At 69.7% G+C, this 15,483-nt stretch carries 12 protein-coding genes and 1 tRNA gene; 8 read left to right on the top strand and 5 right to left on the bottom strand.

Annotated elements, in window-relative coordinates:
* The 5 genes from ACXAHD_RS14545 to ACXAHD_RS14525 are packed head-to-tail and all read left to right on the top strand — an operon-like array spanning position 1 to position 6,573.
* Positions 1 to 1,134 carry a glycosyltransferase gene (locus tag ACXAHD_RS14545; RefSeq protein ID WP_289213484.1) on the top strand — a complete coding sequence of 378 codons (1,134 nt, stop codon included), beginning with the start codon at positions 1 to 3 and terminating at the stop codon, positions 1,132 to 1,134.
* Positions 1,134 to 2,519, top strand: a complete 1,386-nt coding sequence (locus ACXAHD_RS14540; RefSeq protein WP_281551251.1) for an O-antigen ligase family protein — start codon at positions 1,134 to 1,136, stop codon at positions 2,517 to 2,519. The genes ACXAHD_RS14545 and ACXAHD_RS14540 overlap by 1 nt, the downstream gene beginning before the upstream one ends.
* 58 nt (positions 2,520 to 2,577) lie before the next feature.
* Entirely contained in the window at positions 2,578 to 4,050 is a 1,473-nt protein-coding gene (locus ACXAHD_RS14535) for a tyrosine-protein kinase domain-containing protein (RefSeq protein ID WP_289213483.1), read from the top strand.
* A gap of 5 nt (positions 4,051 to 4,055) precedes the next feature.
* Positions 4,056 to 5,327: a DUF1800 domain-containing protein gene (locus ACXAHD_RS14530; protein WP_289213482.1), complete on the top strand. Its 1,272-nt coding sequence runs from the start codon at positions 4,056 to 4,058 to the stop codon at positions 5,325 to 5,327.
* 1 nt (position 5,328) lies between these two features.
* Positions 5,329 to 6,573 carry a DUF1501 domain-containing protein gene (locus ACXAHD_RS14525; protein WP_289213481.1) on the top strand — a complete coding sequence of 415 codons (1,245 nt, stop codon included), beginning with the start codon at positions 5,329 to 5,331 and terminating at the stop codon, positions 6,571 to 6,573.
* On the opposite strand, the gene ACXAHD_RS14520 is transcribed toward ACXAHD_RS14525, so the two are convergent.
* Positions 6,574 to 8,115 carry a DUF3824 domain-containing protein gene (locus ACXAHD_RS14520; protein WP_475051098.1) on the bottom strand — a complete coding sequence of 514 codons (1,542 nt, stop codon included), beginning with the start codon at positions 8,113 to 8,115 and terminating at the stop codon, positions 6,574 to 6,576.
* Between the two features lie 372 nt (positions 8,116 to 8,487).
* A tRNA-Arg gene (locus tag ACXAHD_RS14515) sits at positions 8,488 to 8,560 on the bottom strand.
* Positions 8,561 to 8,790: 230 nt separating this feature from the next.
* On the opposite strand from ACXAHD_RS14515, the gene ACXAHD_RS14510 reads away from it, so the two are divergent.
* Both ACXAHD_RS14510 and ACXAHD_RS14505 read left to right on the top strand, forming a co-directional pair.
* Positions 8,791 to 9,459, top strand: a complete 669-nt coding sequence (locus ACXAHD_RS14510; protein ID WP_289213479.1) for a DUF433 domain-containing protein — start codon at positions 8,791 to 8,793, stop codon at positions 9,457 to 9,459.
* Between the two features lie 449 nt (positions 9,460 to 9,908).
* The gene (locus ACXAHD_RS14505) at positions 9,909 to 10,622 is read left to right on the top strand and encodes an iron transporter (protein WP_475051096.1); all 714 of its coding nucleotides are present in this window, start codon (positions 9,909 to 9,911) and stop codon (positions 10,620 to 10,622) included.
* 75 nt (positions 10,623 to 10,697) lie between these two features.
* Here the strand turns inward: ACXAHD_RS14505 and ACXAHD_RS14500 are convergent, their stop codons facing one another.
* Positions 10,698 to 11,900: a PP2C family protein-serine/threonine phosphatase gene (locus ACXAHD_RS14500; RefSeq protein ID WP_281551245.1), complete on the bottom strand. Its 1,203-nt coding sequence runs from the start codon at positions 11,898 to 11,900 to the stop codon at positions 10,698 to 10,700.
* Between the two features lie 172 nt (positions 11,901 to 12,072).
* On the opposite strand from ACXAHD_RS14500, the gene ACXAHD_RS14495 reads away from it, so the two are divergent.
* Positions 12,073 to 12,495, top strand: coding sequence for a phospholipase D-like domain-containing protein (locus tag ACXAHD_RS14495; protein ID WP_475051093.1), 423 nt, complete (start codon positions 12,073 to 12,075; stop codon positions 12,493 to 12,495).
* 543 nt (positions 12,496 to 13,038) lie between these two features.
* On the opposite strand, the gene ACXAHD_RS14490 is transcribed toward ACXAHD_RS14495, so the two are convergent.
* Together ACXAHD_RS14490 and ACXAHD_RS14485 are read right to left on the bottom strand one after the other, a co-directional pair.
* Positions 13,039 to 13,869: an alpha/beta fold hydrolase gene (locus ACXAHD_RS14490; RefSeq protein ID WP_281551242.1), complete on the bottom strand. Its 831-nt coding sequence runs from the start codon at positions 13,867 to 13,869 to the stop codon at positions 13,039 to 13,041.
* A gap of 19 nt (positions 13,870 to 13,888) precedes the next feature.
* Positions 13,889 to 15,016 (bottom strand): cytochrome P450, encoded by a 1,128-nt coding sequence (locus tag ACXAHD_RS14485; protein WP_281551241.1) that lies wholly within the window; start codon positions 15,014 to 15,016, stop codon positions 13,889 to 13,891.
* Positions 15,017 to 15,483: the final 467 nt, after the last annotated feature.

Genomic DNA, 15,483 nt, shown 5'->3' with positions numbered 1-15,483 from the left:
GTGCACGCCCTGTTCGTCAGCCACTCCGCCGATCTCATGGGCGCGGAGCGTTCGTTGCTCGCCCTGGTCGGCGAGGCGGTACGGGCGCGCGGGCACCAGGTCACCGTCACGCTACCCGGGGACGGGCCGCTGCGCGCGCAGCTCGCTGCGGCCGGCGCCGACGTGGTCGTGCTGCCGACCCGGTTGTGGATGGGCCGGCGGTACGGCCCTGCGGTCGGCGCGGTCCGACTGTTCCAAGCACTCGCGTCGGTTCCCCGATACCGGCGTCTGCTGCACCGAACGCGGCCGGACGTCGTGGTCACCAACTCGGCGGTGGTACCAGCCGGGGCGATCGCCGCGCGGATGGCCCGGCTGCCGCACGTCTGGGTGGTGCGGGAGAGCCTGCTCAGCAACCCGAGCCTGCGGTCCGTGCTGCCCCGGGCCGCGATCGTCCAGCTCATCGCGCGCCTCTCGGACGGCGTCGTGGCGGTTTCCGCGTACGCCGCCAGCCAGGTGACCAGCGCCGTACCGATGGCGCGGACGAAGCTGCGGGTGATCCCGCCGCCGGTCGAATCCGGTGTCCCCGGGCCGGGTGCGGACCGTCCGGTCGCACTGGAGCGGCTGCTGCTGCTGGGCCGGCACAGCGCCGAGAAGGGCCAGGCCGACGCGGTGCAGGCGCTGGCGATCTGCGCGCGCCAGGGCCGCGCGTTCACCCTCACCCTGGCCGGGGTCGGTGACGGCGCAGCGCGGAGCGACCTCGCCGACCTGGCCCGCCGGTACGGCGTCGAGGCGCAGCTCGAGACCGTAGCGTGGACGGACGACCCGGCCGCGTTGTACGCGCGGGCGGACGCGACGCTGATGCTGTCCCGCAACGAGGCCTACGGCCGGGTGACGTTCGAGTCGCTCCGCTGCGGCACACCGGTGATCGGCTACCGGGCGGGCGCCACGACAGAGATCCTCGCCGGTGGTGGCGGACTGCTGGTGGATGCCGACGCCGGTGCGCTCGCCTCGGCGTTGCTGGATCTGGCCGCCGACCGGGAGGCGTTCGGGCGGCTCACGGCCGAGGCGTCACGGCGCGGGCAGGAGCTCGCCACCGAACCGTCCCCGGCCGCACGCTTCGTCGCGTACCTCGAAGAGTTGGGCGCGGTCAGCTGATGTCGCACCTGCCCACGCTGCGTGGCGCGTCCCGTCCGGCGGACCCGGCCGTGGCGGTCGTCGCCGGGGCGGCTGCCGTGGCGGTCGGGGTGGTGGCGGCCTGGCAGCCGTTCGCGCTCGCCGCCGTGGCCGTCGTCGGCGTGCTCGCCTGGGGGCTGTGGACCCCGGATCGGCTCAACTACACGCTGTTCGCGGTCCTGTTGCTCGTCCCGGTCACCGCCGATCCCGGATACCCCGTCGATCCGGTATGGATAGTGTTGCTGGCGGCGACGGCGATCGCCGCACTCGGCCGGATTCAGCGCTTCCAGCCGTACGCGCCGCTGCCGTCCGGCGGGATGGTGGGATTCGTGGTCCCGGCGGCCTGCGTGCTCACCGGCCTGGTGTGGTGGACCGGCCCGAAGGACATTGTGATCGCCGTCGCGCCGCTGACCTGCTATGCGCTGGTCGGCTGGCATGTCGTGGCCGAGGCGCGGGCCGGTGCGCCGGTGGTCCGCCTGGCGCGGGCGTTCGCCTGGGTCGCCGTACCCGTCACGCTGCTGGCCGTCTACCAGCGGATGTCCGGCACCTGGCCGGTTCTCGACCAGCTGGCCATCAGCAACGCGTTCACGGCACAGGCGGGAGCCGGCAGGTCGGCCGGCACTATGGGACATCCGATCGTCTACGGCACGTACGGCATGCTGGCGATGTGCGTGGCCGTCGGCCTGCGCGGCCGGCTCTGGCAGGTGCCGTTCGCCGCAGGCGCGGTCGGCCTGCTGCTGTCCGGGTCGCGCAGCGCGTGGATCGGTACGGCCTGCGCGCTCGGCATCTGGTACCTGGCCCAGCCGCGCAAGCTCACCCGGCGCGGGGTCGGTCTGGTCGCGGCGTCCGCCGCCGCCGGCACCGTGCTGGTGGCCGTCGGTCCCAAGCCGGTGCGGGACCTGACGGACCTCGTCCGGGCCCGCCTGACCAACGTCGGCGGGTCGAGTTCGGCGACGGCGCGCTACCGCCGTACGGAAGAGGCCTGGTCCGGCATCATGGACGGTGCCGGCAGTGCGCTGTTCGGCCTGGGCCCGGAGGCGCACGTGCGGTTCTTCCAGCAGATCGGCATCTCCGACGGGCAGGCACAGGCGTTCGACAACAGTTACCTCACCCTCTGGTACGACTTCGGCGTGCTCGCGCTGCTGGTGTTCGTGTCCATCCTGGCGGTCGTGCTGGTCAAGCTCAGGTCGCTGACGGCACGGATGCTCATCGTCGGGTTCGCCGTACAGATCTGGTTCTTCGACTTCTACCTGTGGCCGGCCGCCGCAGGGGTGCTGCTGCTCGCCGTCGGCATCGGCGCCGCCGAGTCGCTGCGACCCGTCGACTGTAGGCTCCCCGACCCGGCGTTGACCGCCTTGCGACGATGAGCGGAGCGGACCTGCTGCTAACATTGCGCCGCTATTCCGGCGGGGTGTGAGGTTCAGCGTGAAGCTTTCCGGGCGGTTCGCCCCGGCTCGGCTGCTCAGTCGGCCTGCCTCCGACGGGCCGGGCGATGTCGCGCCATCCGTACCCCAGCAGCGGCACCAGCAGTGGCAGCAGCTCACCCTCGAGCGCCAGCTGCGAGCCGTGTGGTCGCAGCGGTGGCTGGTGCTGGCGCTGGTGCTGCTTGGCGGCGCGGGCGCGGGTCTCGCGTCCGCCCAGCAGGAACCCATGTACCGGGCGGACGCCCAACTGTTCTTCGCGCCGAACTTCACCACCCGCGACATCGGCCAACTCAACGAGGGCGGCAACTACATCCTGCAGCGGGTGCGCTCGTATGCCGAGGTGGGCAACAGCCCCGAGGTGGCCGAAGCCGTCGTCCGGCGGCTCGGACTGCCGTACCAGCCCTCGGAGTTGACGCAGCGGGTCACGGTGACCGGCGCGGCCGGCACGGCGGTGCTCACCGTCGAGGTCCGTGACCCGGATCCGGTACGCGCCCGCGACATCGCCGACGCGATCGCGGCGGAGTTTCCCGCATACGTCGCGCGCCTGGAGAAGCCGACCGGCATCGACGAGTCACCGGTCAAGGTCTCGGTGACCCGGCCGGCGACGACGCCCTCGGCCCCGGCCACACCGCAGGTCACCGCCGACACCGGGCTCGGCGCCGCCGGGGGCCTTGCGATCGGGGTCCTCGTCGCGGTGGTCCGCTACGCGCGCGACCGCACCGTACGAGACGAGAGCCACGCGGCCGAGGTCGCCGGCACCGTCCTGCTCGGTGCCGTCGCGGCCGGCGGGGGGAGGCCGCCGCTGGCGACCGGCGACGACACGGAGCCGCGCGTCGAGGCGTACCGGCAGATCCGCGCCAACCTGCGGCTGCGCGCGGCCGGGAGCCGGTTCGCCAGCCTCACGGTCACCGGCCCGGTGCCGGGGGAAGAAAGAACGGCTACTGCGGCGAACATCGCCATCGCGTTCGCCCGGGCCGGCGAGCCGGTCGTGCTGATCGACGCGGACGTACGGCATCCCGGCGTGCACCGGCTCTTCGACGTGCCGAACACAGTCGGCCTGACCAGCGTGCTGCGCGGCGAGGTCGCGGCCGAGCAGGCCACACACCGGCTCCCGGACCTGCCGTTGTACGTCCTGCCGGCCGGTCCGGTCGGGCCTGGGCCGAGCGAGCAACTGCTGGCCTCGGATGCGCTGGCCCCGGCGCTGGAGTCGTTGCGGCTCGGCGGCCGGTTCGTCGTGGTCGACGCGCCATCGCTACTGTCCGATGCGGAGACGCTGCTGCTGGCGGGCGCGACCGACGCGACGCTGCTGGTGGCCCGGGTCGGCTTCACCCGCGCTGATCAGCTGGCCGTCGCCACCGACGTGCTGCGTGCCCTACCTGTCAACCTGGTGGGCCTGGTGGCGACGCGGCGCGGGGCGGCGACGCGGCGCGGGCGCTCGGCGGTACCCGGTCGCCGGCACAGTCGCGTACGTTAATCCACATGAGCGATAGCGTCGCACTGCTCCTGCGACGTGTGGGGTTCGGTCCGACCTCGTCCGAGTTGGCCGCCGCGTCGAAGGCCGGATACGGGGCCACCGTGGCGCGCCTGATGGACCCCGGAGAGCAGGACCGGGGTGCAGCGGCGGCGCCGATGCCGGAGCTTGGCCCCGACGCGTTCGACGATCTGCCCGACCCGGGCGCCGAGCGGCGCGCCGCCGCGGAGGCGCTCCGCCGCCAGCAGACCGACACGATCATCCGGTGGTGGCTCGACCGGCTGACCGTCGCCGACCACCAGACCACCGAGAAGCTGCTGTTCTTCTGGCACGGGCACTGGGCGACCTCAATACGGAAGGTCGGAAGTCCGCAGTTCATGCTGGCACAGCACCAAAAGATACGGAGCTCGCCGACGTTCACCACAATGGCCCGCAAACTGGTCACCGACCCGGCGCTGGTCTACTGGCTCGACGGGCACACGAACACCAGACGGGCGCCGAACGAGAATTTTGCCCGAGAGCTGATGGAACTGTTCATGCTCGGCATCGGCCAGTACGGCGAACGCGACGTCAAGGCGGCCGGCCGGGCACTGACCGGCTGGAAGACCGACCTCAGCGTGCCGGCGACGGCGATCTTCGTACCCGAGGACCACGACGCCGGTCCCAAAACCATTCTCGGCGCCACCACGAAGTTCGACGCGCTCTCGCTGGTGGACCACCTCGCCGCCCGGCCGGCCTGCCCCCGGTTCATCGCGGACCGGCTGTGGTTCCGGTACGCGTCCTCCACCGAGCCGATCCCGGAGTCCACCCGGGGGAAGATGGTCGCGGCGTTCCCGGTGGGCATCTCGATGCTGCGCGCCCTGGTCGAGGACGAGCAGTTCCGCTCGGGGCGCTTCCGGATGGTGAAGCAGCCGATGGAGTGGCTGGTCGGAGCAATGCGGCAGCTCGGCATCCGCCCGGCGCGGCTCTCCGGCGAGGCCTTCCACACGGTCGTCAGTGGGCTCAAGGGTCTCGGGCAGGTGCCGTTCGCGCCGCCGAGTGTGGCCGGCTGGCCGAGCGGGACAGCCTGGCTGACCTCCTCGGCAGCCCAGGTAAGGCTGGGCCTGGCCGGCGTACTCGCCGAGTCGGCCGGCGGCGTGTGGGTCACGGTGGAGCGGTTGGCCGACGTACTCGTCGTTCCGACCTGGACCAACCGTACGTACGCGGCGTTGAAACAGGCGACGACACCGCGGGAGCTGATCACGCTCGGCCTGGCCAGCCCGGAATACCTGGTGAACTAGCATGGATCCGTTGACCCGACGCACGTTCCTGCTGGCCTCCGGCGCGCTCGGCGGCGGTGCGCTCGCCGCAGCCGGCCTGGGCATCGCTGAGCTGCTCGCCAAGGGCGACAAGGACGGCGAGCCCGGACCGGCCGACACGTTGGTGATCGTGACGCTGTACGGGGGCAACGACGGGCTGAACACCGTCATCCCGTACACCGACCCGGCCTACCACTCCGCCCGGCCGGAGCTGGCCTACGCCCCCGAGGAGGTGCTCCACCTCGACGGCGCGCTCGGACTCAACCCCGCGCTGGGCGGACTGAAGCGGCTCTGGGACGACAAGCGGTTGGCAGTCGTCCTCGGCGTCGGATACCCCCGGCCGGACCGCAGCCACTTCCGGTCGATGGACATCTGGCAGACAGGGTCGCCCGACACGCCGATCCGGACCGGCTGGGTGGGGCGCTGGCTCGACGGGATCCAGGCATCGCCGGAAGCGGCCGTCAGCTTCGAGCCGGTGCTTCCGCCACTGCTGGCAGGCGAGACGCGGGCGGGAGCGAGTGTCACGCTCGGCGTACCCCAACTGCCCGCCGGGATCAGCGCGGACATGGTCCGCGCGCTCGGGCGCGAACAGCGGGGCGAGGACGTCCTGCAGGCACGGGCGGCGACCGCGCTGCACGACTTTCTGCGGGTGGACGGCCTGATCCGACGGGTACGGGAGTCCGATCAGCCGTTCGAGGCCGGCGAGGCCGGACACCTCCCGGCCACCGGCACAGGCGGTGAGACGTCACTGGCCACCCAACTCGCGCTCGTGCACCGGTGCATCGAGGCAGGCGTACCCACCCAGGTCTACTCGGTCAGCCTGGGCGGCTTCGACACGCACGCCGACGAGCGGCCCGCGCAGGAGCGGCTGCTCAAGGAGGTCGACGGGGCGCTGACCATGTTCATGGACCGGCTGACGACGACGAGCCCGGCCGGGCGCAACGTCACGGTCGTTGTCTACAGTGAGTTCGGCCGCCGGGTGCGCGCCAATGCCTCCGATGGCACCGACCACGGGACCGCCGGACCGGTCTTCGTACTCGGCCCTCGAGTCGTCGGGGGCTTCCACGGCGAACAGCCCAGTCTCACCGACCTCGACGACGGCGACCTGAAGGCGACCACCGACTTCCGGGACGTCTTCGGCACGCTGCTCGCCTCCGTACTGCACGCCGACCCGGCCCGCTACCTGGAGGGATACCAGCCGAAGCCACTGTCGCTGATCGCGCTGTAGCTAGTGGTGGCGGTTGGGCCCGTGCGGGTCGGGCCCGACTTCGTCGGGCAACGCCTCGTCGTCGGGCCACGTCTGGTCGTCGGGCGCTGCCCCCTGTCGCGGGGCAGGCGGCGCCTGGTAAGCGGGTGCGGGTGGCTGGTAGATAGGTGCGGGCGGGTATTCCTGCGCTGGCTGTTGGGCCGGATAGGCGGGTGCCGAGGGGTACCCGGGAGTGGGCTGGCCCGGGTATCCGGACGCCGGCGAGAACGGATATGGCGCGGCCGGGGGCACCGGCTCGGCCGACGTGAGCTGGCGGCGGGCGCGGCGCTGCAGAAGCAGCACCACGAGCATGATCAGCCCGATCACCAGCGCGCCGCCGGCCGCGCCGCTGGCCCAGATCAGCCAGCCAGCTCCGCTGGAGAAGCTGTCTTCGATCTTCTGCAGCTCGGTGGCGTTCTGCCGGTACGTCTGGGCGACCGAGTTCACCGGCGAGTTTTCTACGACGGTGCCGAGCTGGCTGATGGCGGTCTCGTAGTCACCGGCGAAGTAGGCGTCGAGCCCGCTGCGGAACAGCTGATCGGTCTCGCCCAACGCGTTGTCGACGCCCGCCTCGGCGAGCAGCGCGGTGATGGTTTGCATCGGCACCAGCGCACGGTTCGCCCGGTCAGGCAGTTCCAGGTCGTTGTCGAGCACCCCGACGACGTGGCCGTTCGTGTCGATCGCCATCCCACCGAGCGAGTGGATGCCGACGTCCTTGTTGACCCGGTACACCGACGCGGAGCCGCGGGTGCCGGTACCAATGACCTTCACCGGCTTGGATCGCAGCGAGTACGTCGCCGTGCGGGGATCGACCTCGTCGGTGGCGTAGCCGACCACGACCAGCGAGGAACCCAGGTCGAGGGTGCCCGACGAGGTCAGTTCGACCGCGGGCAGGTTCTGCTGCTCCAGCTTGACCAGGGCGATGTTGCCGGCGTCGGCGTCCAGCACCTCGGTCACCTCGCCGGGGATCGCCGGGCTCTCCGTCAGACCGCCCGTGGGCGCGACGCCGAGCTGCCCGTACACCTGATGGTCCGGCTCGTCTGCGGCTTCGAGGCCGGTGAAGATGCTCTGGCGGAGGTTGTCGGCGACGTAGCGGTCGAGCGCGTCGGCCTCGAGAGTCTCCTCCGCGATGAGGATGCGTCCGAGCGAGTAGAGGGCGTTCTGCGCTGCGGTGTCCTTCGCCGGCCGTACGCAGAGCCCGTTGGTGATCACCTCGCCGCCGGTGCCGACGACGAAGCCGCTGCACCGCCGGGTGAACGTGATCGGCGACGCGCGCAGTGGTGCGCCGGACTGCTTGTCGCGCAGGTATCCGGTGTAGACCACTTCGACGTAGACCAGTGACGGCGAGGCGATCGCCAGGGCACGCTCATCCAGCGTGTACGGCGGAGCTGCGACCGCCGGAGCCGGCGTCACAAGGACCACCAGCGCCATGGCGACCGCCGCCGCGTACGCGACGACGCCGGTCAGCCACGGCGCGCCCGTGCCCGCGCCGAGCGTACGGGATGAAACTCGCCTAACAGTCATTTTCGGACTCACAGGTTGGGCTGGTGCTGGTAGCGTCTTCCACCCTACGCACCAGTCGCGAAACACCCGCGTATGGTGACGGGCCTCCGGCACTGTGGCTGTGGCACCCCGAAACGACTCTCCAGGCTGCTGTGCCGGCCGTCACAACGTGTACTCGTGATCGAGCGCGCTTGGCGACTGCCCTGGGCTAGGTGGCGCTGCCGCTGGGGCGCGGACGAGCTTGCGAAGCTGGAAGCAGCGCAGGACCGCGCGGACGCCGACGCTGAGCGGATCTGGGCGTACGAGCCGAGTCTGGCTGACTGCAGATCCTGCTGCCTACGACCGCGATATGCGTACGCGCTGGTCAGCTGGCGTTCTCGCTGATCTCTGGGGTGCCCCCGGCAGGATTCGAACCTGCGGCACACGGTTTAGGAAACCGTTGCTCTATCCCCTGAGCTACGAGGGCGCGAGGGCCCAGTCTAGCGACCTGGGGTTCACCTTGGATGGCAGGGAGTCGCCCACGTTCACCCACGTCACCCGCCCCCGTCCTCCCAGGCCAGGACCACAACTCCAGCACACGAATCCCGGTCTGCGGCCGGCGGTCCGCCCTACGCGGGCGGCACAGCCACGAAGGCGTCGCACAAGGCCGTCTGGCATACCCATGAAGAAGCCGGTGCGTGGGAGACCGGCACGGTGGTGAGCGTCCTGGAGCGTGAGGTCTTCTCGGAGGCGGAGGCTGCCCGGCTCCTTCGGGTGGCGCAGTCGACGCTGCACTACTGGCTGGAGGGCGACGAGCGTAAGGGACGCCGGCACAAACCCGTGCTACGCACCGAGCCGCGCGGCGCCCGTTCGGTCACGTGGGCCGAGTTCGTCGAGGCGGGGCTGTTGCGGGAGTACCGCCGTACCCACCGGGTGCCGATGGTCGAGTTGCGGGCGTTCATCGACCTGCTCCGGGAGGATTCGGGGTGCCCTACCCACTCGCCGACCGCCGACCGTACGTCGCCGGCAGATAAACTCGTTCTGCAAGCTCAGGCGGAGGCTGGTCTCGACCCGGAATACGGCCTGGTGGCCGCAGTCGGTAACCAGTTGCTGCTCACTCCTCCGTCGGCGGCGTTCGTCGAGCGGGTCACCTGGGACGGCGATGTCGCTGCCGGATGGCGACCGGACCCCAACCCCCAGTCTCCGGTCCGTATCCTGCCAGATGTCCGGTTCGGTCGGCCATCGATCAAGGGGTTCAGCACCGAGGTGCTCTGGGAGCAGGACGAGGCAGGGCCGGGCGTCGAGGAGATTGCCGGGACGTACCAACTCGACATGCCCGACGTGCGGTGGGCGCTGGCGTACGAGAACTCCCAACGCGCCGCGTGAGCAGGATCAAACCTGCCGAGGTCCGGTTCTATATCGATGCCGACCTCCTCGGCCTTGCGCGCGTCCTCGCCGGCCTCCGCTCCGACGTCACCCATCCCGGCGACCCTGGCACGGTCATCCACAAACGCCAACGCCCCCCGTGTCCCATCGCGCTGCCTCGCCGAGCCGCGACCCTTCATCTACGCAGCCACCCGAACCACGATGCGGCAGATCCCGCTGACCTGACGCGGTCGTGAGAGGCCCGGCCCGCAGGCGTCGTTAGGTCGCCAGGCTGACTCGGCAGTGGCAGCACAGCGGCAACGACACGGCAGCGCACCAGCCCTCTGACCGGCGGGTGACTGGTGCTGCCCACCGGGCCACCGATCTGTCGGTGGGGTGAGTAATAGCAGGGCCGTTGCGGGGTAGACCTCCAACCAGGGGACGCAAGCAGATCGACCCGGAGGGTCACCATGACGACACCAGCCGCGCAGCCGCCCATGCGGACCAGCAACGAGGCCACCGAGGAGCAGCTCGCCGTCGCCCGGCGGCAGGGTCAGGCGTACGGCGGCGCGCTGCGCGCCATGGCCGAGGAGGACGGGGCGCTGAGCCAACTGGCCGGCGACTACCTAGTGGCGTTCGTCAACGAGGAGGCGGAGGGCATGTACGAGCTCTCCGGCGGTCAGCTGGTCTGGCGGGAGGCTGCCCCGGATGCGAACGTGCATCTGGAGGTCGCGGTCGCGGACGCCGCCGACGGCCGGTTCATCCCCGGTCTGGACGTGCGGATCGCGGTCAGCCGGAACGGTCAACCGGTCGCCACCGCCGGCCTGCCGTTCCTGTGGCACCCGTTTCTGTACCACTACGGTGGCAACGCCTCGGTGCCCGGTCCCGGCCCGTACGACGTGACGGTCCGGATCGCGCCGCCGCAGTTCATGCGGCACGACCCGGTCAACGGCAAGCGGTACGCGACTCCGGTCGAGGTGCGCTTCGACCAGGTGATGTTCGCGAACGGGCGCAAGACCAGCCCGGACGCGCAGCCCCGGGGTGCCGACGCCCCGACGATCGGCGGGGACGGTGCCGGCCCACGCGACTGGGCGGACACCGCTGCCGCCTCCCGTACCTCGGACGATGCCGGTGCCCGTACCCCGCACGACGCCGCCGGGGTGCCGTCGATCGGCCGCTGGTAGCGCCCGCGACATCGACTGCAGCCATCGGCGGCGGAGCGCCAACAATGGCTACCGGCGGCGGAGCGCCAACAGTGGCTATCGGCGGCGGAGCGCCAACATGGCGATGTCGTCGACCAGCGGTCGGCCGTCCACCAGCGCGCCCATCGTCTCGGCGCAGGCCGTTTCGGCGCTGGTGGCGACCAACGAGTCGCACAACTGACGCAGGCCGTTGTCGATGGTCGGCCCCCACCGCTCCACCAGGCCGTCGGTGAAGAAGAACAGCAGCGCGCCGGGCTCGAGGGGGTGCCTGCGCGCCCGGCGTGGCCGGTGGATGCGGGTGCCGAGCGGAAGGTCCGCCAGCACCGGCAGACTGTGTGCGGCGTGGCCGGCGCCGATCATCACCGGCGGCGGATGGCCGGCCGTCGACACCGACACGACCGTCCGGGTGGGGTCGATCGTCGCGTAGCACACCGTCGCCATCATGCCCGGCTCGAAGTGCTGCACCTTGCGGTCCAGCCGGGCGAGCACGTCGGCCGGGTCGGTGGTTTCCAGAGCGTACGCGCGCAGCGCGCTGCGCAGCCGGCCCATCACGGTGGCCGCGTGCAGCCCGCGTCCGGTGACGTCGCCGATCGCCACGCCGACCCAGCCGTTCGGCAGCGGCAGTACGTCGTACCAGTCACCGCCGACCCCGGCGTCGTGGCCGGCTACGTACCGGGCGGCGAACTCCAGCCCGGCGACCGCCGGTAGTTCGGTGGGCAGCAGGTCGTACTGCAGCGCCAGGGTGGCGGCGCGGTCGACCTGGCTTTCGCGGGCCTGGTCGGCCAGGGCGATCCGGTCGGCCAGCAGCCGCAACATATGTTCGTCGTCGCAGGCCGGCCCGCGTCGTCGGGTTGCCACGTGCAGCACCCCGCCGACCGAGCCGCCAATCGTCACCGGCACCGCCAGCAGCGACCGGATGCCCTGCCCCTGCAACGCCGGATGCGCCAGCGCGTCGTCGTCAGGGTCGGTCAGCATGACCGTGTCACCAGTGGTCAGCACCTTGCCGGCGTACCCGCGACCGAGCGGCAGCCGGGCCGGCGGTTCGTGGCCGGCCTCGATTCCCCAGGCAGCTGCGGTGACCAGCTGCTGGGAGTGTGCGTCGAGCAGGCAGACGGCGGCGGAGTCGGCGCCGAGCAGCCCGCCGGTGCGGGCCAGTGACTCGACCAGCAGCGCGTCAAAGCTCAGCCGGGACAGGGCAGGGTCGGTGATCGCCTCGATGCGTTTGAGGCGCTCGTCCGCGTTCCCACCCTCGACTGACACGAACGCAGCCTAGAGGACTGGTTCCTCACCGGCGACCACACCGGCAACCCGGCCTCCGGGCTGCCGGTGTGGTCCGGGGGCAACCAGGTGCGCGTACACGTGCACGGCGCGGCGTACTTCGACCGGCTGGTCGAGGTCGTCGACGCGATGGGCGACGGCGACCAGCTGTTCTTTGCCGACTGGCGGGGCGACCCTCGACCAGCGGTTACGCCCGGACGGGCCGACCGTGGTCGATCTGCTGTCCGCCGCCGCTGGCCGGGGCGTGGCGGTCCGTGGCCTGGTCTGGCGCTCCCACCTCGACGTGCTGATCTACAGCGCGGAGCAGAACCGAAACCTGGCCGAGGAGATCAACGACGACGGCGGCCAGGTGCTGCTCGACCAGCGGATACGCCGGTTCGGCTCGCACCACCAGAAGCTGGTGGTGGCCCGCCACCCCGGCCGCCCCGAACGGGACGTCGCCTTCGCCGGCGGGATCGACCTGTGTCACAGCCGGCGCGACGACGCCGCCCACCTGGGCGATCCGCAGCCGGTGAGCGGGCACCCGAGCAACGACTTCGGGGTGGCGGACAGCAGTCCATGGTGGCTGCAACCCTGAACAGCGACTACGGGGGCCACGCGGCGTGCGGCCGGACCGGATCGGGAATGGACCGTGTGTAGCGAACCGAGTATGGACCACCCATGACTGAACGTGTCCGGGTGGGTTGTCGTACAGCTGGAGCACCCGGCGCATCTTGGCGGTGAGTTCGGGGTCGGTGCTGGCCTTCCACGTCTTGCTGGCCTGCCAGGACATCCCGCGTTCGTGCAGGATCCGCCGGAGGAGTCTCGACGCTGATCGTGGTGATGTGGCCCGCAGTGATGAGGTATTCGTGCAGTTTGATTAGGGACCAGCGGGAGAAGGGCTGACCGAGGAAGCGGGGTCGCACCGGGCGATGACGCAGAACCAGTCTCTGGTCTGCTCATCGATCCGTCTCGGTGCGCCCCCGCTCCATTTTGGGTTCAGGGCGTCGAACCCCCGCTCGTCCGAGGCCCGTAGCTGGTTGGCGACGCTGGTCGATAACCAGGCTAGAGCCACCACCAGCAGAGTCGGATGGGCGAGCGCGGCGTCTCGATTGCTGTCGCGTCGGGCCCGTGGCTCCTCTTAGCTGTCAGCGAAGGCGACGATGTCCGCGACGAGTCGATCGGCGGCGGTCACCGCCAGTCCGTGCGCGGCGTCGTCATAGACGACGAGCCGACTGTCCTTGATCAGCTCTGCGGTAGCCTCACCGCATTGGGCTAGGTCGGCGATCGGGTCGCGGGCGCCGTGGATCACCAGGGTCGGCACGGTGACGCTCCCGAGGTCCTCGCGGAGCTCGCTGGTGAACAGCAGCCGGTAGGACTCGATGGTGGCCCGACTAGAGCACTGCAGCGCCTGATCGCTGAACCACTCGGTGAACTCCGCCGACAGCGGAATGTCCTTGGCAGATGCGCCGACGCCAGCGTAGAAAGCCATCGAGATCTCCGAGTAGTACCTGGGTCGATCCGTCCGTAGCTGCTCCAGCATCTGATTCACCTCATTCGCCGCCGATCCATCGCGGTCGTCGGACGAACTGACGAGGGCTGGGGTGACGGTAGCGATCAGCACGGCTCGGCGAACCCGGTCGGTGCCGTGCCGTGCGATGTAGCGGACCAGTTCAGCACAACCCATGGCGCTTCCAATGAGCGTGACATCTGTCAGGTCAAGCGATTCGATCAGCCGGGCGAGGTCGTCGGCGAGGGTGTCGTAGTCGTAGCCGCCCCAGGCCCAGTCCGATCTGCCGTGGCCGCGACGGTCGTAGGCGACGACGCGGAACCCTGCGGCGTCCAGCGGAGGCAGATGCTTGTCCCACATCTGAATGCCCATGGTGGCGCTGCTCAGCAGCACCATCGGCGGGCCAGCTCCGCTGTCGACGTAGTGGATGTTCGTGCCGTCGTTTGCTCTGAAGAATGGCATGCGGATCTCCAATCATTTGTCACCAGGTGACCGGTAGCGATTCGATGCCGTGGAACACGGTTCCTCGGCGAAACAGCGCCTCGGGCTCGTCGGTCGCCAGTCGCAGGGTCGGGAACCGGGTGAACAGCGCCTCAAGGGAAATTGCCATCTCTAGGCGAGCTAGTGGCGCGCCCTGGCAATAGTGTGGCCCGATTCCCCACTGTAGATGTTCCTGGGAATTCCTGTATATGTCAAGATGGCCCGGATTCGGGAAGACCTCCGGGTCATGGTTGCCGGCCGGGATGGATATGACAACCGCATCGCCTTTTCGCATCTGTCGTCCACCGAGTTCCAGATCTTCGAGCACCAGGCGTACGATTGCGTCTTGCGAGATAGACCAAAATCTCATTGCTTCTTCGATGAACTGTGGGACCAGTGCGCCGTCGTCGGCAAGTACCGAGGCGCGTAGCTCTGGGTCGAGCAGCAGGCTGAGAATATTCAGTGCGATCTGATTAGTGGTGGTCTCGTGGCCGGCAACGAGGACGAGTCGTGCAATTCCTACGAGTTCCTTGAGGGTAATTTCTCCGGTTGCCAGATTGTTCGAGGCGAGCTGGCTGATGAGGTCGTCCTGCGGGTCGTGCAGGCGGCGCTCCGCCAGGTCGGCCAGATAGTTCGACATCTCCTGGTACGCTGCGAACGATCTAATCGGATCTTCCTGCGACATCGTGATTCTGGTCTTCTCCACGAAAAAAGGCGAATCCTCGTCGGGGACGCCGAGTAGGTTGGCGACCACCAATGTTGGCAACTTCCTGGAGAACGCGTCGTGGAGATCGACCGGTCGGTGCCGGGAAGCGACATCGTCCAGCAGTTGTGTGGTCAGTGCCTCGACGGCAGGGCGCATGGATCGGACCCGCCGTGCGGTGAACTGCGAAGCGATCATGCTTCTGAGTCGGTTGTGTTCGGGGTCGTCCATGCGTAGAAACGACGAAGGTCGGTCACCTGGCGGAATCTGAATTCGTACCGGCGCGCCTGGTAGCAGCTCATCAGCGCTGAGCCGTGAATCCATCAACGCCTGTCGAACGTCGGGGTGTTTGGTGACCAGCCATGCGCGCCTCGCCTCAGTCGCCCCTGCTGGGATCAGCACGGCGCAGGGCAGTTCCTTACGCAACTCGTCGAGGATCGGGGGGACGGTGCCCTCGCAAGGCCGCGGGAATGGCCACTTCAGGACGCGTGTCTCTTCGTGTAGCGCCATTAGAGCCTCTCGCATGTCGATTGGAAAGACTCGGTCCTGGTGCTCCATCGGTTTGTTCTCATTGCAACATTATTGAATATGGCACTGACAATGCGCTGACTGTTCGTAAGTAGTCCCAAGTCTCGTGGGGTTGGGCGACGCGGTTTGTGGGCATGCTGATGGTCGGCGTGGCCGGGTGTGGCGTCGCCGTCGCGGTGGTCGGTGTGGGTGTCAGCCGGTCGGGGGTGGCTGGGCCCAGGTGTGCAGGTCGGCGGGGGACGCGGTCCAGGGCAGGAATCGTTGGAGGTCCGGGCCGGTCAGGGGTCTGCCGCCGTTGCGACCGCAGGCGTCGAGGTAGGCGGTGAGGTAGGTCAGGACGTTGAGGCCGGCCTGTTCGGCGGTGG

Source organism: Micromonospora sp. ABR4_055 (assembly GCF_056160425.1).
The sequence above is the reverse complement of the archived record's forward strand: the minus strand, read 5'-3'. Positions and strand labels throughout refer to the sequence as shown.